The sequence below is a fragment of the Streptomyces sp. NPDC002537 genome, assembly GCF_053594975.1.
This window is the reverse complement of record NZ_JBSFWT010000017.1, coordinates 44,458-61,006: the sequence shown is the minus strand read 5'-3', so window position 1 is coordinate 61,006 and position 16,549 is coordinate 44,458. Positions and strand designations below refer to the sequence as shown.

The 16,549-nt window shown below is 71.0% G+C and carries 15 protein-coding genes and 1 tRNA gene; 11 read left to right on the top strand and 5 right to left on the bottom strand.

Translation table 11 applies throughout. From position 1 onward, the window contains the following. Positions 1-13: 13 nt before the first annotated feature. The gene (locus ACWD4A_RS10870) at positions 14-208 is read left to right on the top strand and encodes a hypothetical protein (protein ID WP_451192206.1); all 195 of its coding nucleotides are present in this window, start codon (positions 14-16) and stop codon (positions 206-208) included. Between the two features lie 16 nt (positions 209-224). Here ACWD4A_RS10870 and ACWD4A_RS10865 read toward each other — a convergent pair whose 3' ends face one another. Next, positions 225-1,589, bottom strand: coding sequence for an ABC1 kinase family protein (locus ACWD4A_RS10865; protein WP_451192134.1), 1,365 nt, complete (start codon positions 1,587-1,589; stop codon positions 225-227). A gap of 42 nt (positions 1,590-1,631) precedes the next feature. Further along, positions 1,632-2,762, bottom strand: a complete 1,131-nt coding sequence (locus ACWD4A_RS10860; protein WP_451192204.1) for a ThiF family adenylyltransferase — start codon at positions 2,760-2,762, stop codon at positions 1,632-1,634. A 290-nt stretch (positions 2,763-3,052) separates the two neighbouring features. Here ACWD4A_RS10860 and ACWD4A_RS10855 point away from each other — a divergent pair, with 290 nt between their 5' ends. The 4 genes from ACWD4A_RS10855 (at position 3,053) to ACWD4A_RS10840 (ending at position 6,977) form a co-directional block, all read left to right on the top strand. Then, on the top strand, positions 3,053-3,649 hold the full coding sequence (locus ACWD4A_RS10855) for a M48 metallopeptidase family protein (RefSeq protein WP_451192132.1): 597 nt from the start codon (positions 3,053-3,055) through the stop codon (positions 3,647-3,649). A gap of 114 nt (positions 3,650-3,763) precedes the next feature. Then, positions 3,764-5,497 (top strand): TerD family protein, encoded by a 1,734-nt coding sequence (locus ACWD4A_RS10850; RefSeq protein WP_451192130.1) that lies wholly within the window; start codon positions 3,764-3,766, stop codon positions 5,495-5,497. Between the two features lie 17 nt (positions 5,498-5,514). Beyond that, positions 5,515-6,198: an AIM24 family protein gene (locus ACWD4A_RS10845; protein ID WP_451192202.1), complete on the top strand. Its 684-nt coding sequence runs from the start codon at positions 5,515-5,517 to the stop codon at positions 6,196-6,198. Between the two features lie 17 nt (positions 6,199-6,215). Further along, positions 6,216-6,977, top strand: a complete 762-nt coding sequence (locus ACWD4A_RS10840; protein WP_451192127.1) for an AIM24 family protein — start codon at positions 6,216-6,218, stop codon at positions 6,975-6,977. Positions 6,978-7,034: 57 nt separating this feature from the next. On the opposite strand, the gene ACWD4A_RS10835 is transcribed toward ACWD4A_RS10840, so the two are convergent. Beyond that, positions 7,035-7,556 (bottom strand): NUDIX hydrolase, encoded by a 522-nt coding sequence (locus tag ACWD4A_RS10835; protein ID WP_451192125.1) that lies wholly within the window; start codon positions 7,554-7,556, stop codon positions 7,035-7,037. Beyond that, positions 7,553-9,007: a zinc-dependent metalloprotease gene (locus ACWD4A_RS10830; protein WP_451192124.1), complete on the bottom strand. Its 1,455-nt coding sequence runs from the start codon at positions 9,005-9,007 to the stop codon at positions 7,553-7,555. The genes ACWD4A_RS10835 and ACWD4A_RS10830 overlap by 4 nt, the downstream gene beginning before the upstream one ends. A 193-nt stretch (positions 9,008-9,200) precedes the next feature. On the opposite strand from ACWD4A_RS10830, the gene ACWD4A_RS10825 reads away from it, so the two are divergent. The 4 genes from ACWD4A_RS10825 to ACWD4A_RS10810 all read left to right on the top strand — a co-directional run bounded on the left by ACWD4A_RS10825 (position 9,201) and on the right by ACWD4A_RS10810 (position 12,642). Next, positions 9,201-10,328 (top strand): SDR family oxidoreductase, encoded by a 1,128-nt coding sequence (locus ACWD4A_RS10825; RefSeq protein WP_451192123.1) that lies wholly within the window; start codon positions 9,201-9,203, stop codon positions 10,326-10,328. A gap of 145 nt (positions 10,329-10,473) precedes the next feature. After that, the gene (locus ACWD4A_RS10820) at positions 10,474-10,932 is read left to right on the top strand and encodes a molybdenum cofactor biosynthesis protein MoaE (RefSeq protein ID WP_451192121.1); all 459 of its coding nucleotides are present in this window, start codon (positions 10,474-10,476) and stop codon (positions 10,930-10,932) included. Positions 10,933-11,249: 317 nt separating this feature from the next. Further along, positions 11,250-11,429 carry a hypothetical protein gene (locus ACWD4A_RS10815; protein ID WP_451192118.1) on the top strand — a complete coding sequence of 60 codons (180 nt, stop codon included), beginning with the start codon at positions 11,250-11,252 and terminating at the stop codon, positions 11,427-11,429. A gap of 124 nt (positions 11,430-11,553) precedes the next feature. Beyond that, positions 11,554-12,642 carry a YlbL family protein gene (locus ACWD4A_RS10810; protein WP_451192116.1) on the top strand — a complete coding sequence of 363 codons (1,089 nt, stop codon included), beginning with the start codon at positions 11,554-11,556 and terminating at the stop codon, positions 12,640-12,642. A gap of 117 nt (positions 12,643-12,759) precedes the next feature. On the opposite strand, the gene ACWD4A_RS10805 is transcribed toward ACWD4A_RS10810, so the two are convergent. Beyond that, on the bottom strand, positions 12,760-13,353 hold the full coding sequence (locus ACWD4A_RS10805) for a PPA1309 family protein (RefSeq protein WP_451192114.1): 594 nt from the start codon (positions 13,351-13,353) through the stop codon (positions 12,760-12,762). A 144-nt stretch (positions 13,354-13,497) separates the two neighbouring features. Here ACWD4A_RS10805 and ACWD4A_RS10800 point away from each other — a divergent pair, with 144 nt between their 5' ends. After that, complete coding sequence (locus tag ACWD4A_RS10800) at positions 13,498-16,377, top strand: UPF0182 family membrane protein (protein ID WP_451192200.1); 2,880 nt, start codon at positions 13,498-13,500, stop codon at positions 16,375-16,377. Between the two features lie 53 nt (positions 16,378-16,430). Next, positions 16,431-16,504 (top strand) — tRNA-Met (locus tag ACWD4A_RS10795). Positions 16,505-16,549: the final 45 nt, after the last annotated feature.

Genomic DNA, 16,549 nt, shown 5'->3' with positions numbered 1-16,549 from the left:
GACGCATGAATCAGTGCAGTTGGATCCCCAGAAGGCCACCGGGAACGCCGCGCCCGTGACGTGCGCCCGCTGTGGCACCGCCGCCGACGGTACGCCGCCGACCTGGACCTGCTCCGTCGAGAACGGCAGCCGCCGCTACTTCTGCGACGACTGCGCGCGCGCCAACATCAGAGCCATCGAGAGCCGCCTCGACTCCTCCTGGTGGTGAGCAGGGGCCCGGACCGTCAGGCGGGCGTCTCCTGACTCTCGTCGGCCACCCCGAAGCCGGGCACCCACGCCTCCATCTCGTCTCTCAGCCGCACCGTCGCACCCAGCTGGCACAGCACCCCGATGGTGCTCGTCGTCACCCGGTGTATCAGCAGATACGACGGAGGCAGATTGAGCTGCCGCCCCAGCTGGTAGGCGGGTGAACGGGGATCGGCGACCCGCGTCGCCTGGGCCCGCATCCAGCCCCGGGTGAAGGTGAACTCCGCCACCTGCGCGGGCTCGATGATCGGCAGCAGATAGTCCAGCACGGCCCCCGGGTCCAGCTCGATCTCCGGCTTGACGAAGCCCTCGTCCCGCAGCAGCTCGTGGACCGCCTCCGCCTCACCGTCCAGCGTCAGCCGCAGGGCCGTGCCGATCGTCGGGGGAAGCCCCTGCGGCAGCCGGTCCACCGTGCCGAAGTCCAGCACCCCCAGCCGCCACTTCTCCGGCGGGCCGTCGGGGGCGTCACCGGTCAGCAGCCGGAAATTGCCCGGGTGCGGGTCGGCGTGCAGCAGCCCCGTGCGCGCCGCGCCCGAGAAGAGGAAGCGGGCCAGCAACTGCCCCGCCCGGTCCCGCTGCTCCTGGGTGCCGTCCGCTATCACCTCGGACAGCGGCACCCCGTCCAGCCACTCGGTGATCAGCACCTGGTCGCTCTGGTGCACCACCTCGGGCACGGTGACATCCGGATCGTTCGCGAACTCCCGGGCGTGCGCGCTCTGGGCACGGGCCTCCAGCTCGTAGTCGAGTTCTTCCGACACCCTGTCGCGCAGCTCCGAGATGAGCGGTTTGATGTCCATCCCGGGGATCAGCGGCCCCAGCAGCCGGGCGAAGCGACCCAATTGGGTGAGGTCGGACAGCAGTGCCTCGCCCGCCCCCGGATACTGCACCTTGACCGCGACCTCACGCCCGTCGTGCCAGACCGCCCGGTGCACCTGCCCGATCGACGCGGCCGCCGCAGGCCGGTCCTCGAACTCCTCGAACAACTCCCGCCAGTCCGCGCCGAGCCGCTCCGCCAGCGCGGCGTGCACCGACTTCGTGGGCATCGGGGGAGCCGCCTCCTGAAGCTTGGTCAGCGCCGCCCGATAGGGGCCCGCCACCTGCTCGGGGAGTGCCGACTCGAAGACGGACAACGCCTGACCGAGCTTCATCGCACCCCCCTTGAGCTGCCCGAGCGTCGCGAACAGCTGCTCGGCCGTGCGCTGCTGGAGCTCCGTGGCGATCAGCTCGGCGGACCGGCCGCCGATGCGTTTCCCCAGCCCGAGCGCCGTGCGCCCCGCGAACCCCAACGGCAGCGCGGCCAACTTGGCGGTACGGGTGACCGCCTTGCGGGGTAGATCAGACATGCGCCCCTCCAACTAGCTGAACAGCCACACCGCGGACGGCGGTTACCTGCTCATTGTCCCGTGCGGTCCCCCTGCGGCAGAGGCATACCCGGGATCCGGAGATCCCGCCGCGCCGCACGGGCACCGCGGATGCGGCTCGACGGGCCGCGGGGACCAGGCCGGGCCCGGCAGGGCCAGCTCCATCCGCACCCCCGCGCTCGCCGGGGACCCACCGTCGAGGAAATCCAGCGCCCGCGACACGGTCAGCCCCGCCACAACCGTGGCCAGTGCCATGTCGCACGACGGTACCCCCGAGGCCCGGCCGGACCGCCACTGGGCGAGCATCCGGGGCCAGGCCGCGTCCCGTTCGCCCCGCCCCAGCTCGATACAGCCCGCGCAGGCCGTGCCGCCGGGCAGCACCAATGGGCCCACCACCCCGGTGGCTTCCAGGACGCCCGCGTACATATGGGGAGTTCCGGACAGGATCAGCTCCTCCGCGGCGGCGGGGTCGGGGGCGTGGGCGGCCAGCCCGTCCCGCGGCGCGAACACCACCAGGGCCAGCGGCGGCTCGCCGTCGGCACCGCCGCCTCCCCGGGCCCGCGGCCGGGGAACCGGCGCGACCTCCCGGACCAGCCGCCGCGCCGCGCTGTCCCGGCGCTCCCCGATCCGCTCGGCACCCACCCCGCCCGGCGCCACGTCCCAGGGGTCCACGCAGCCGCCGTCCTGGACATCGACCTGTCCCACCCCCGACGCCGACAGCAGCGCCGCGACAGCGGACCCCACCCGCCCGGCGCCGCGCACCTGCACTCTCAACGCCCGCCGTGCGCCCATGATCCCCATCGCCGCGCCCGCCCCGGCGTGCAGCACGGACAGCGAGGCCAGGTCCGGCCGCAGACGCTCCAGCGCCGGGCCCTGCTCGCGCAGGCCCGCGGCGCCCTCGCCCCCGCCCCGCGGATCATCGAGCAGACCGGCCCGCGTCAACCGCTCGACCAGGACATCCGCCCGCCCCTCGGGCAGCCCGACGGCCCGCGCCTCCTCCCGCAGCAGCGGCATACCGCGCGTCCCGTCCAGCAGGCTCAGGAAACTCCCCGTCGCCGTGTCCACCGGCCCGACCACCACCGCGTGCGCCGGTGCCACGCCGAACTGCACGGTGTCGCGACTCCGCCAGCTCCGCCGCAGCGCCGGCTTGAGCATCGGGTGCGCGGAGTCGCGGTGCGCGGGGCCGGGGCGCGTGGACTCCGCGCGCCGCACGACAGGACCCGTTCGGGTGGAGACAGCGAGCGCGGAATCCGCGCGTGTCCCGTTCTTCTGCATGGTCTTCCCCCTCCGTCGGCTTCCAGAATGGGCCGCCTGACCACACGGCGTGCGACGTTGTCCACAGGGGCGAGGTGATTGTCGTACAAGCCGTGGACTCTGGGAGGTGTTTCCCCCGACAAGGAGCGATGGGCGGGACTTCACGCGCCGCCAGCAGGTAACGTCGGGGCGTGCCCGTCGATCCTCTGCACAGTGCCGCAAGACCACCGCGCAGTGTTCCGAGCCCGCTCACGCGCGGCCCGGAGACCGATGCGGTCGAGGTCAGACGGAGCGCGCGCCGCCGCAGAACGGTCTCCGCGTACCGCGAGGGCGACCGCACGGTCGTGCTGATCCCCGCCCGGATGTCGGAGGCGGAGGAGGAGCGCTGGGTGACGGTCATGCTCGACAAGCTCGCCGCCCAGGAGAGCAAGCGGATGCTCGGCGACGCCGAGCTCGCCGACCGGGCGGAGCGGCTCTCTGCGCAGTACCTGGGCGGCCGGGCCCGCCCCGAGTCCGTCCGCTGGGTGACCAACCAGAACACCCGCTGGGGCTCGTGCACCCCGACCGAGGGCAGCATCCGTCTCTCGCACCGGCTGCAGGGCATGCCCGAATACGTCGTGGACTACGTGCTGCTCCACGAACTGGCACATCTCCTCGTCCCCGGGCACGGGCCCGGGTTCTGGCGGCTCCTCGAGGCGTATCCACGGACCGAGCGCGCCCGCGGCTACCTCGAAGGCGTGGTCGCCGCCGACCGGCTGCCGCATCTCCCGGCGGCCCGCAGCGAATAGCGGGCCGGTATTTCCGGCCGCGTGCGAACGGCCCGGAGCCGAAAGGCCCCGGCTGAGCCGTTAGCCTGACGCAACGTATTCATCGCATGTTCGGATGGGGGACGGTCGTTACGCATGGCCAGGGAATTCCAGCGCGGCCACAAGGCCAGGATCAGTGATCTGACGGCGGGGACCGATCTGTACGTGGGCGTGCAGATCGCCGGCCCCGGACTGACCCTCGACATCAGCTGTTTCGGCCTCGACGCCCAGGAGCGGCTGTCCGACGACCGCTACTTCGTCTTCTTCAATCAGCCGCAGTCGCCCGAGGGCGCCATCCAGCAACTCGGCGCGCAGGCCGGTGACACGGAATCCTTCCGCGTCACCCTGGACCGGATTCCCGCGCAGATCCGGAAACTGAGCTTCACGGCCACGGTCGACGGCGCCGGTCAGATGTCGCAGATCGGCCCCGGCTGTCTCCGCATCGTGGCCGGCGGCGAGGAAGTCGCGCGCTACTCCTTCACCGGCGCCGAATTCAGCACCGAACGCGCGGTGATGCTGGGCGACTTCTACGTCAAGGACGTCTGGCGGTTCGCCGCGGTGGGCCAGGGATTCGACGGCGGGCTGGAGGCACTCCTCAAAAACTTCGGCGGCGAGGTGCTGGAGGAAGAGCCCGAGGCCGCACCGGCACCGGCCCCGACCGCCGCCGCTCCCGCCTTCGCGCCCCCGGCCCAGGCCACCGCGCCCCCGGCCTTCGCGGCGCCCGCCGGTCCGAGCGCACCCGCGGCACCGACCCCGCCCTCCGCCCCGAGCACACCGGCCGTCCCGCACACCTCCGCGGCCCCGGCCCATGACGCGCACCAGTTCCCGGCGCAGGGCGCCCCGTTCCAGGCCGCGCCCCCACCCCCCGGCGTGCCCCTCCAGAGCCCCGCCCAGCATCAGGCGCCGCCCCACCAAGGCTTCCCGCCCCCGCCGGGCGGCACCCCGCAGATGCACGCGGCACCCACGCTCGCCGCGCCCATCGCCCCGCCCGGTTACTTCACGGAGCAGGGCGGCGCGCACGGCAGCCAGTTCCCCCCGCCGCCCGGTCCGCCGGGCGTGCCCGGTCAGCACGCCCTGTACGGTCAGCAGCCCGGCGCCTACGGACACCAGCAGCCCTACGGAGCGCCGCAGCAGCCCGCCCCCTACGGCGGCCGGCCCGCTCCGGGAACGGCAGGCCTCCAGACGGTCCTGGAGAAGTTCCGCGAGGTGCCCACCGGACAGCGGTGGACGCTCCAGAACTCCAAGCTCGTCCGCGTCGACCTCGGCGTCGACCAGCAGCCCGTGCTCGCCCGCCAGGGCAGCATGGTGCTCTACCAGGGCAAGGTCGACTTCGGCTACAAGGGCGCGGGCTTCGCCGGACGGATCATGGGCAGTGCCACCGGCCAGGAACTGCAGCTGATGCGCTGCACCGGCCGCGGACAGGTCTTCCTCGCCGAGAACTCCTCCCACCTGCACCCGATCGAGCTGCAGGGCGACGCCATCTGCGTCTCCGCGGAGTCGGTGCTCGCCTTCGACGAGTCGCTCCAACACGAGATCCGCAGGATCGAGGGCCACGGCATCCCCGGCGGCGCTCTGTTCACCATGCAGTTCCAGGGCCACGGCACCGTCGTCGTCAAGACCCACGGCGTCCCCGTGGTGCTCCCGGTCACCCCGACCACATACGCGGACAGCAACGCCATCGTCGCCTGGTCCGCCGGCGCACAGGTGATCGTCTCCAGTCAGGTGCGGCTGCGCCGCACCTCCTACCCGGGCCACAGCGGAGAGACCGTGAACCTCCAATTCCGCGGTGCGCCCGGCAACTTCATCGTCGTCCAGCCGTACGAGGTCTGAGGGAGCCCGGAATGACCATGAACCAGACACCGATCTCGGGCTACGCCCCGACCCCGGTCACCGCCCGCATGGAGACCCACGGCAGCAGCATGCTCAAGGTCGCCATGCAGACCGGCAACGACCTTTTCGCCCGCACGGGGTCGATGATCGCGTACGAGGGCTGCGTCCAGTACGAGGCGAATCCCCCCGCCCTGCGGCAGATGGCCTCCCAGTGGTTCACCGGCGAAGGCGCGCCGCTGATGAAGTGCCACGGCGACGGCCTGCTCTACCTCGCCGACTACGGCGCGGACATCGTCTGCCTCCAGCTCGACGGGGACTCGCTCTCCGTCAACGGCACCAACGTCCTCGCCTTCGACGCCCACCTGCAGTGGGGCGTGCAGCGGGTGAAGGGCATGGCGAAGTTCGCGGGCCAGGGCCTGTTCAACGTGGCCGTCTCCGGCACCGGCTGGGTCGCCCTGACCTCCCGCGGCACCCCCGTCGTCGTCGACTGCGGCCGCGGCGACGACGAGACCTACGTGGACCCCGACGCGCTCGTCGCCTGGTCCACCGGTCTCAGGATGAAGGGCAGGAGCAGCTTCAAGGCGTCCTCCCTGATCGGCCGGGGCAGCGGCGAGGCGTACCAACTGGGCTTCTCCGGCCAGGGATTCGTGGTCGTCCAGCCCAGCGAGGACAGCACCGACCGGCTCCGGGCGCGGGGCTGAGGGGGAACGAGAACAGCATGCAGAGCCCGCTTTTCGCCCACACCGAGGCACAGACGCAGGACCGCTACGCCCTGCAGAACCCGCAGCTGCTGCGGGTCTCCCTCACGGGGCACGACGACGTCCTCGCCCGCAAGGGCTCCATGGTCGCCTACCAGGGGATGGTGGAGTTCGACGGGGAGTACCGGACCAGCGGACAGCGCGACTCCCGGACCCACACCGGCGAGGGCCTGGACCTGATGCGCTGCTCGGGACAAGGCACCGTCTACTTCGCGAACCTTGCCCAGCACGTCCACGTGGTCGACGTGGACCACAACGGCCTCACCGTGGACAGCGCCTACGTCCTCGCACTGGACTCCGCGCTGCACTGGGAGACCATCGCCGTGGACAGCCAGTTCGGCATCTCCGGCACCGGCGCGTACAACCTCGTCATCAGCGGCCAGGGCAAGGTCGCCCTGATGACCTCCGGCCTGCCGCTGATGCTCCAGGTCACCCCCGACAAGTACGTCAACGCCGACGCGGACGCCGTCGTCGCCTGGTCGACCTCGCTGGTCGTCCAGATGCAGGCACCCACCTCCTCGTCGGGCGTCTGGCGGCGGCGCGGCAGCACGGGCGAGGGCTGGGAGCTCAACTTCCAGGGACACGGCTACGCGCTCGTCCAGCCCAGCGAGTTGCTCCCGCCGCAGGGCGCGGAGATCGGCCAGGGGGTCATGGCCCAGTACGGCCTCGGCCAGAACGGCGCGCACGGGCAGAACCAGGGCAACACCTGGTCCAACCGCTGAACCCATGGGTAAGGGGCGGTCGCCATGGCGGCCGCCCCTTACCCATGCATCAGTTCGCTACAGCCGCGCCAGCGTCCGCTTCAGCAACTGGACGACCGAGTCGTCCGCCACGTCGGCCACCTCGTCGTACGGGAACCAGCGCAGGTCCAGCGACTCGTCGCTGATGGCCGCCACCGCGCCCGCCGGGACCAGCGCCGCGTACTGCACGTCGAGGTGCCAGTGGCAGGGTGCCGGGATCGGGTGCCGGTCGAGGCGCACCGGGCCGCCCGGGAGGAGCGTCAGGCCCGTGATCCCCGACTCCTCCGTGGCCTCCCGCAGTGCCGCCTCGGTGAGCGTGCCGTCGCCGGGCTCGCAGTGGCCGCCCATCTGGAGCCACATCCGCAGCTTGCGGTGCAGCGTGAGCAGCACCTGGCCGCGCGCCGGATCGATCACCAGCGCGCTCGCCGTGAGGTGCCCGGCGTCGCACGCCTTCCACATCCCGTCCGGGTGCCGGCCGAGGTGCTCCAGATAGAGCCCGCGGAGCTCCCGCTGGTCCTCGTACTGCTCCAGCACGCGGACGGCGTTCTCGTGCAGGCTCACTTCTTGTCGTCGTCCTTGCCGCTGTCGGAGCCGCCGGGCTCGCCGTCGGTGCCGGAGTCCTCGCCGGAGTCCTTCGTCAGGTCCGGCTTCGCCGTGCCGCTCGCGGCCTCGCCCAGCATCTTGTCGAGCTCGGAGAAGTCCAGGTGCTCACGGTGGACGAAGCCGTCCGGGTCGTCCAGGTCGGCGGCGGTCGGCAGCATGTCCGGGTGCTCCCAGAGGGCGTCACGGCCCTCCAGGCCGCGCGCGTCCGTCAGCGACGCCCACAGGCGGGAGGCGTCGCGCAGCCGACGCGGGCGCAGCTCCAGGCCGATCAGCGTGGCGAACGTCTGCTCCGCCGGGCCGCCGGAAGCGCGCCGCCTGCGCAGCGTCTCGCGCAGGGCGTCGGCCGACGGCAGGTGCGGGGCCGCGGCGGCGTGCACCACCGCGTCCACCCAGCCTTCGACCAGGGCCAGGGCGGTCTCCAGGCGGGCCAGCGCGGCCTTCTGCTCCGGGCTGTCCTCCGGCTGGAACATGCCCTGCTGGAGGGCGTCCTGCAGCTGCTCGGGGTGCGAGGGGTCGAGCTGGCCGACCACGTCCTCCAGTTTGGAGGTGTCGACCTTGATGCCCCGGGCGTAGCCCTCGACGGCGCCGAAGAGGTGCGAGCGCAGCCACGGCACGTGGGCGAAGAGCCGCTGGTGCGCGGCCTCGCGCAGGGCCAGGTACAGCCGGACCTCGTCCTGCGGCACGCCGAGGCCGGCGCCGAGGGCCGCGACGTTCAGCGGCAGCAGCGCGGCCTTGCCCGCGGGGCCGAGCGGCAGGCCGATGTCGGTGGAACCGACGACCTCGCCCGCCAGCACGCCCACGGCCTGGCCGATCTGCGTGCCGAACATGGCGCCGCCCATGGACCGCATCATGCCGAGCAGCGGGCCCGCCATGGCCTGCATCTCCTCGGGCAGCACATCGCCCATGGCCGCGCCGACACGCTCGGCGACCGGGTCGACCAGGTCCTTCCACACGGGCAGGGTCGCCTCGACCCACTCCGCGCGGCTCCAGGCGACCGCCGTGCCCGAGCCGGACGGCAGCGACGTCACGCCGTCCAGCCACAGGTCGGCCAGGCGCACGGCCTCCTCGACCGCGGCGCGCTCGCCGGACGTCACGCTGGCGTCCTTCGTGCCGTCGGCCGTGCCCTGGGCGACGGTCTGGCGGGCGATGTCCTTGGCCATGTCCCAGTTCACCGGGCCGCCCTCGTAGGAGAGCATCTGCCCGAGCTGCTGGAAGGCCGCGCCCAGGTCGTTCGGGTTCAGGGAACCGAACATCGCGGCGAAGGGGTTGTCCCCCGCGCCTGCGGGGCCGCCGAACCCGAACGGATTCGCGGGCCCCTGGCCGCCCTGGCCATCGCCCTTCTTCTTGCCGTCGCCGCCGTTCTCCGGCTCCTCCGGCGGCAGACCGAATCCGAATGGGGTGTCACTCACGGGTTTCCTCGGCTCGTAGGGCCACCGGCGCGGGACCGGCGGCGAATGCCCGACAACACCACCCAGCGTAGACACCCCGCCCCGTATCCGGGCTTGGTGCTTCGCCGACCCTGGGCCTGCGGCAGGATGGACGTCACCTGGTACGTACGTGTCATGACCCGTACGTACTGAAGACAACCGCTGGAGATGCCCGGTGAGTTCCCCTGACCGAGAAGTTCGCGCAGCGCGAAACGGTTCCGCGCGTGACAGTACGAGCCCGCATGCCCGCAGGCGGCCAGTCGTCGCGGTCACCGGCGCCGCACGCGGGGTCGGCGCGCTGCTCACGCGGCGCCTCGCGGCCTCCGAGGAGGTCAAGCAGGTCGTCGCCATCGACGAGCGCCGCGGCGACGTGACCGAGGCGCAGTGGCACGTCCTGGACGTACGGGACCCGGTGATCGCCGACAAGCTGCGGGGCGCCGATGTCGTCGTGCACCTCGCGCTCGACCTCGACCTGGAGAGCGACCCGGCCGCCCGCACCGCCTACAACGTGCGCGGCACCCAGACCGTGCTGACGGCCGCCGCGGCGGCCGGGGTGCACCGCGTGGTGCTGTGCACCTCCGCGATGGTCTACGGCGCGCTGCCGGACAACGACGTCCCGCTCGCCGAGGACGCGGAACTGCGCGCGACAGCGGAGGCGACCTGTGTGGGCGACCTGCTGGAGATAGAGCGGCTCGCCCGGCGTGCGCCGCGCGCGCATCCCGGGCTGAACGTCACGGTGCTGCGGCCCGCCGTCCTGGTCGGCGGCACCGACACGGCCCTGACGCGCTACTTCGAGTCGCCCCGCCTCCTGGTGGTCGCCGGGTCCCGGCCGACGTGGCAGTTCTGCCACGTCGAGGACCTCGTGAGCGCGCTGGAGTTCGCCGCCCTGGAGAAAGCGGAGGGCGAGCTGGCGGTGGGCTGCGACGGCTGGCTGGAGCAGGAGGAGGTCGAGGAGCTCAGCGGTATCCGGCGCATGGAGCTGCCCTCGGCGGTCGCACTGGGCGCGGCCTCCCGGCTGCACCGCCTCGGTCTGACCCCGTCGCCCGCGGGCGACCTGGAGTACACGATGCACCCGTGGGTCGTCAGCGGCAGCCGGCTGCACGACGCGGGCTGGCGGCCCCTGTGGACCAACGAGGAGGTCCTCGCGGAGCTGCTGGAGGAAGTCGCGGGGCGCCACACCGTCGCGGGCCGCAGGCTCGGGCGCAAGGACGCCACCGCCGCGGGCGCCGCGGGGGCGACCGTGGCACTGCTCGGCACCGCCGCCCTGGTCCGCCGCGCCCGCAAGGCCCGCCGCAGGCTGTAGCGGCCTGTACGGACCGTCTGCGCGCCCGGGAGGCTCATGCGGACCCGGAGGCGCGCGTACGGCCGTAGGAGCGTCCGTACGGGCGTTCGTGCGGTTGGTCACGCCCCCGCTCCGGCGCGCGGCCGGATGCGGCACGATGGGCCGCATGCCCCCCATGTACGAGCACCCCGGCGAGCTCGCCGCCCCGGATCCGATCCGTCTGCTGGCGATCCGTGACACCCCGCTGTCCGTGGACGAGGTCTTCGCCGCTGCGGGTGACGATGCCGCGGGCGGGACCGCGCTGTTCGTGGGCACCGTGCGGGACCACGACGGTGGCGCGGACGTCGCCGGGCTCGGTTATTCCGCGCATCCCTCGGCGGAGGCGGAGATGCGGCGGATCGCCGCGAAGGTCGTGGCGGACTTCCCCGTGCGCGCGCTGGCGGCCGTCCATCGCGTGGGCGAGCTCTCCGTCGGTGACCTGGCGGTCGTGGTCGCCGTGTCCTGCCCGCACCGGGCGGAGGCGTTCGAGGCCTGCCGACGGCTGATCGACGACCTCAAGCGCGAGGTGCCGATCTGGAAGCACCAGCGGTTCTCGGACGGGACAGAAGAGTGGGTGGGCGCGTAGCAGCGTCGAGCAGGAAAACTGGGGGTACCTCCCAGCGGTAGCTGGGGGAGGGTCGGCGCGTAGCGCCGTCGAGCAGGAAAGCCGGGGGCGTAGGCGCCTGCTCGGGCGCCGTTTCATGCCCTTGGGCGCTGGGGTGCGCTCCCGGGTGTCGGTGCGCCGCCCCGTAGTGCGTCACTCGTTTTTCTTCCGTCACATCCGCCACCCCTGACGGACTGGCCCCAGTTGCGTAACCGAGCCCCTGACGTAAGCGTTGAGGCAACGGAAGATTAATCTGCTCATCAGTCAGTCATGGTGGTGCATGGGGCCGGGAGGGTGGCATGGCAGCGCTCGTGTGGTTGCTGATTCCTGTCCTCGCGGCCGTTGTCGCCGTCCTGTGGGGCAGTTGGGCAGCCTGGGCGTCCCGCAACCGCAAGTCGGGGGACGTCGCCGAACTCGCCGGGTACGCGCGCTTCCGGGAGGCGATGGAGCGCTCGGACACCGGCAGCGGGGTCTCCTAGCGCCGTGCGAAGTCGCGCCCGATCGACCACGGGCGCCCGGCCGTGAAGGTACGCGCCCCTCTCTGCTTCCCCGGACGGACCGCCCCGAAGGTGGACTGTCGGACCCGTCCCGTACTGTCGTTCCATGCCCCGCCGCACCGCGACGATGCTCGCGTCCCTCCTGATGCTGATCGCGCTGCTCTGCGCGGGCGTGCTGATCCCCGTGCCGTACTCCGAGATGTCGCCGGGGCCCACGGTCAACACCCTTGGTGAGCACGGCGGTGAGCCGGTGCTGCAGATCGCCGGGCACAAGACCTATCCGACCACCGGCAACCTCAATATGACGACGGTCCGGGTCACCGGCTCGCAGTACCGGATGAACCTGGTCGAGGCGGTCGTCGGCTGGCTCGGGCACGACAGCCTGGTGGTCCCGCACAGCACGCTCTACCCGGACGACAAGAGCCCCGACCAGCTCAACCAGGAGACCGCCGAGGAGTTCAGCCAGTCCCAGGAGAGCGCCAAGGTCGCGGCGCTCAAGGAGCTGAAGATCCCCGTGGGCACCCGCGTCGTCGTGTCGTCCGTCGTCAAGGGCAGCCCCGCGGAGGGACGGCTGCACGCGGGCGACGTGATCAAGGCCGTCGACGGCACGGAGATCAAGCAGCCCGGCGACGTCGCCAAGCTGGTCACCAAGCACAAGCCGGGCGAGCAGGTCTCCTTCGAGATCGTCCCGGCCAAGGAGGCGGCGGCCGCGGAGAAGGAGAAACGGGAGCCCAAGGGGACGGAGACCGTCACCCTCACCACCACCAAGGCCACCGACGACAAGCGGGCCGTCGTCGGCATCCAGGCGGGGACCGACCACACCTTCCCGTTCTCGATCAACATCAAGCTGGCGGACGTCGGCGGCCCCAGCGCCGGGCTGATGTTCGCCCTCGGGATAGTCGACAAGCTCACGCCGGACGATCTGACCGGGGGCAAGTTCGTCGCCGGTACGGGCACGATCGACGACAACGGCAAGGTCGGGCCGATCGGCGGCGTCGAGATGAAGACGGTGGGCGCCCGGTCGAAGGGGGCCCAGTACTTCCTGACCCCCAAGGACAACTGCGCCTCCGCGGCGAAGGACCGGCCCTCGGGGCTGACCTTGGTGAAGGTGGACTCGATAGGCGACGCGCTGTCGGCGCTGGAGAAGATTCGTAAGGGTGACACGGCGGCGCTGCCGCAGTGCACCGTGAAATAGCCGGGAAGCGGCCGGGGCACGCGGTGTCCTCAAGGGCAGGGCGGGCTGGGGAATCCAGCACGCCCGGCCCTTGAGGATCGGGGAAGGATCAGGGAAGGACCAGGGGAGGACCGAGGATCAGTCCTCGAACGTCGCCGCCAGGGCCTCGGCGAGGTTGGGGACGAGGTCGGCGCCCGTGAGGACCTCGGTGGGGGAGTCCTTCTCGCGCAGTCGCACGGCGGACTCGCGCGCGCCGTCGCGCAGGACCGCGACCGTCATCCGCACCTCCTGCCGCTCCGGGTGCGCCGCGACCCACTTGGCGAGCTGCTTCTCGCTCAGCCCGTTGGGCACGGTGCCCTCGGCGGACGGCGGCAGCATCAGCCGCTCCACGGTCAGGGCGCAGCCGGCCACCGCGTCCGGCCAGGCGATGGTGCCGAGGAACTTGTCCAGGGCCGTGCCCGCGGGCACCTCGTCCTGCTCGATCGGGGTGAGCGAGGACTGCGGGGAGTCGCCGTCGAGACCGAGCTGGGCGGCCAGGCCGGGCTCCTGGGAGCGCAGCTTGGCGGTGTCGACCAGGGCGAAGAGCCGGGCGGGCTGGTCCCAGCCGAGGGTGGACGCGTACTCGTCGATTTCGAGCACGGCGCGGGTGAGCGGGCTGGCCGCCATGGGGGTATTGGGCAGCGCGGGCCCGGAGGAGCCGTCGGGGTCGGGAATGCTGGAAGTGCTGGACATGCTCAATATCGTGCCCTGAGAGTGACCAAAAATGGGAACTGAGTAAAGCCTCGGTAAGTTGCCACCTTGGGCCCTAGGATCGCTGGGCCCTGATCGACAGCTCCACTGACAGCGAACTTCGAGGTGCGCACCTTGGCTTTCCAGATGCCGGACCGCGGCGGAGGCCCGACAGGGCCACGGATCAGAGTCGGCCGCCCGTCCCGGCGGATCCGGACCCTGCTGATGACCCTGGGCGTGCTGGCCGCGCTGGTCATGGCATTCGTGATGTTCGCCGGGTTCTGGACGGACTGGCTCTGGTACCGGTCGGTGAAGTACTCGTCCGTCTTCACCACCACCCTCGGCACGAAGGTCGGCCTTTTCGCCGTCTTCGGGGTACTGATGGCCCTCGCCGTGGGGATCAACATCTGGCTGGCGCACCGGCTGCGGCCGCCGCTCAGCGCGATGTCGATGGAACAGCAGAACCTCGACCGCTACCGGATGCGCGTCGCGCCGTACAAGAGGTGGGCGCTGCTCGCGGTCTCCACGCTCGTCGGGCTCGTCTCGGGGGCGTCCGCGGCCGGGCAGTGGCGTACGTGGCTCCAGTGGGTCAACGGGGTGTCCTTCGGGCAGAAGGACCCGCAGTTCCACAAGGACATCTCGTTCTACACCTTCGACCTGCCCTGGTACCGGTTCCTGCTGAGCTTCGGCTTCGCCGCCGTCGTGCTCTCGCTGATCGCCGCCGCCCTGGTGCACTACCTCTACGGCGGACTGCGGCTCACCAGTCCGGGCCACCGGGCCACCGCCGCGGCCACCGGGCACCTGTCCGTGCTGCTGGGCCTCTTCGTGGGCCTGAAGGCCATCGCCTACTGGCTGGACCGCTACGGCCTGGCCGTGAAGTCCAGCGGGCTGAAGTCGACCGACGGCTGGACCGGGCTGCGGTACGTGGACGCCAACGCGTATCTGCCGGCCAAGACGATCCTCTTCATCATCGCGCTGATCTGCGCCGTGCTGTTCTTCGCGACGCTGTGGCGCCGCACCTGGCAGCTGCCGGTGATCGGGTTCGGCCTGATGGTGCTCTCGGCGGTGCTGATCGGCGGGCTCTACCCGGCGATCGTGCAGAAGTTCCAGGTCCAGCCCAATGAGCAGGCCAAGGAAGCGCCGTACATCAAGAAGAACATCACGGCGACGCGCGAGGCCTACGGGATCGACGGCACCTCCGTGAAGGACTACGCGGGCAAGGGCGATCCGAAGGACAAGGACAAGCTGCGCGCCGACGTGAACACGACGGCCAGCCTGCGCCTGCTGGACCCGAATATCGTCTCGCCCACGTTCCAGCAGCAACAGCAGGTCCGTGGCTACTACCAGTTCCCGTCCACGCTCGATGTCGACCGTTACAAGAAGGACGGCAAGGAGCAGGACACGGTCATCGGTCTGCGCGAGCTGAACATCAAGGGAATTCCCGAGCGCAACTGGATCAACGACCACTTCAAGTACACCCACGGCTACGGCGCCATCACCGCGAACGGCACCTCCATCACCGGTGAGGGCGAGCCGGACTTCACCGAGAAGAACCTGCCCACCGAGGGCATGCTCGGAAAGTACGAGCAGCGGGTCTACTACGGCGAGAAGACCACCCAGTACTCGATCGTGGGCGGCCCGCAGAAGGAGCTGGACTACTCCAGCGACCAGGGCGAGAAGAGCTACAGCTATCAGGGCAAGAGCGGTGTGAACCTCGCGAACCCGCTCAACCGCGCCGCGTACGCCGTGGCGTTCGGCGAGCCGAAGATGCTCTACGCGGGCGCCATCGGCGAGGGTTCGCGCATTCTCTACAACCGCACGCCCAAGGAGCGCGTCGAGGCGGTCGCCCCGTGGCTGACCATCGACGGCGACGCCTATCCGGCGGTGGTGGACGGCCGTATCCAGTGGATCGTCGACGCGTACACCACGACGAACGGCTATCCGTACGCCTCCCGCACCACGCTCGGGGACTCGACGGCGGATTCGCTGACGACCGGACAGCGGGCGGTGGTGGCCCAGCAGAACCAGGTCAACTACATCCGCAATTCCGTGAAGGCGACCGTGGACGCCTATGACGGCACGGTCAAGCTGTACCAGTGGGACACCAAGGACCCGGTGCTCAAGACCTGGATGAAGTCGTTCCCCGGCACGGTGAAGGCCAAGAGCGAGATCAGCCCGGCGCTGATGGACCACCTGCGCTATCCGCAGGATCTCTTCAAGGTGCAGCGCGAGCTGCTGACCCGCTATCACGTGACCGACCCGGGCACGTTCTACACGGGCAGCGAGCGCTGGCAGGTGCCGGACGACCCGACCACCAAGGAGGGCAATGCGGTCCCGCCGTACTACCTGAGCATGAAGATGCCGGACCAGCAGAAGCAGACCTTCTCGCTGACCACGACCTTCACGCCCAAGAGCCGGCCGAACCTCGGTGCTTTCATGGCCGTCGACGCCGATGCCAAGAGCCCGGACTACGGCGCCATCAGAGTCCTCAAACTGCCGTCCGAGACCACGGTCTGGGGCCCGCAGCAGGCACAGAGCAAATTCAACAGTGACGCGGCCGTCGCCAATGCCATCAACATCTGGAAGAAGGGCGACTCCGAGGTCGAGTACGGCAATCTGCTGACCGTGCCACTGGACGGCGGGCTGCTCTACGTCGAACCGGTCTATCTGCGCGGCGCGGGCACGAATTACCCGCTGCTCAAGAAGGTGCTCGTCAATTACGGCGAGAAGATCGCGTTCAAGGACACGCTCGACGAGGCCCTCGACGAGGTCTTCGGCGGGAAGGCCCCGGGTGGCACCCCACCGCCGAGCGGCGGCAACACGGGCACCCAGCAGCCGTCCAAGAACCCCACGGCCGACCAGGCCGCGAAGGACATCAAGGACGCCTACGAGGCCGGCCAGAAGGCCCTGGAGAACAAGGACCTGGCGGCCTACGCCAAGGCCCAGGACGCCCTCAGGGAGGCCGCTGAGCGCTTCCTCAAGGCGGAGGGCAACGGCGGCGACAAGGGCGGCAGGCCGGGCAGCTGACGGACGGTCCGGAAGGACCGGCCCCGCGCCGTGGTACGGTTGTCACACAACGGCGCGGGGTGGAGCAGCTCGGTAGCTCGCTGGGCTCATAACCCAGAGGTCGCAGGTTCAAATCCTGTCCCCGCTACTTAAAGACAAGGCCCGGAGTCCTCGGACTCCGGGCCTTGTCGTG

Coding starts and splice junctions, on each gene's coding strand:
- ACWD4A_RS10840 (WP_451192127.1), top strand. CDS start 6,216: ATGCAGAGCCCGCTTTTCGCCCACACCGAGGCACAGACGCAGGACCGC.
- ACWD4A_RS10810 (WP_451192116.1), top strand. CDS start 11,554: ATGCCCCGCCGCACCGCGACGATGCTCGCGTCCCTCCTGATGCTGATC.
- ACWD4A_RS10820 (WP_451192121.1), top strand. CDS start 10,474: ATGCCCCCCATGTACGAGCACCCCGGCGAGCTCGCCGCCCCGGATCCG.
- ACWD4A_RS10850 (WP_451192130.1), top strand. CDS start 3,764: ATGGCCAGGGAATTCCAGCGCGGCCACAAGGCCAGGATCAGTGATCTG.
- ACWD4A_RS10860 (WP_451192204.1), bottom strand. CDS start 2,762: ATGCTCAAGCCGGCGCTGCGGCGGAGCTGGCGGAGTCGCGACACCGTG.
- ACWD4A_RS10865 (WP_451192134.1), bottom strand. CDS start 1,589: ATGTCTGATCTACCCCGCAAGGCGGTCACCCGTACCGCCAAGTTGGCC.
- ACWD4A_RS10845 (WP_451192202.1), top strand. CDS start 5,515: ATGAACCAGACACCGATCTCGGGCTACGCCCCGACCCCGGTCACCGCC.
- ACWD4A_RS10805 (WP_451192114.1), bottom strand. CDS start 13,353: ATGTCCAGCACTTCCAGCATTCCCGACCCCGACGGCTCCTCCGGGCCC.
- ACWD4A_RS10800 (WP_451192200.1), top strand. CDS start 13,498: ATGCCGGACCGCGGCGGAGGCCCGACAGGGCCACGGATCAGAGTCGGC.
- ACWD4A_RS10815 (WP_451192118.1), top strand. CDS start 11,250: ATGGCAGCGCTCGTGTGGTTGCTGATTCCTGTCCTCGCGGCCGTTGTC.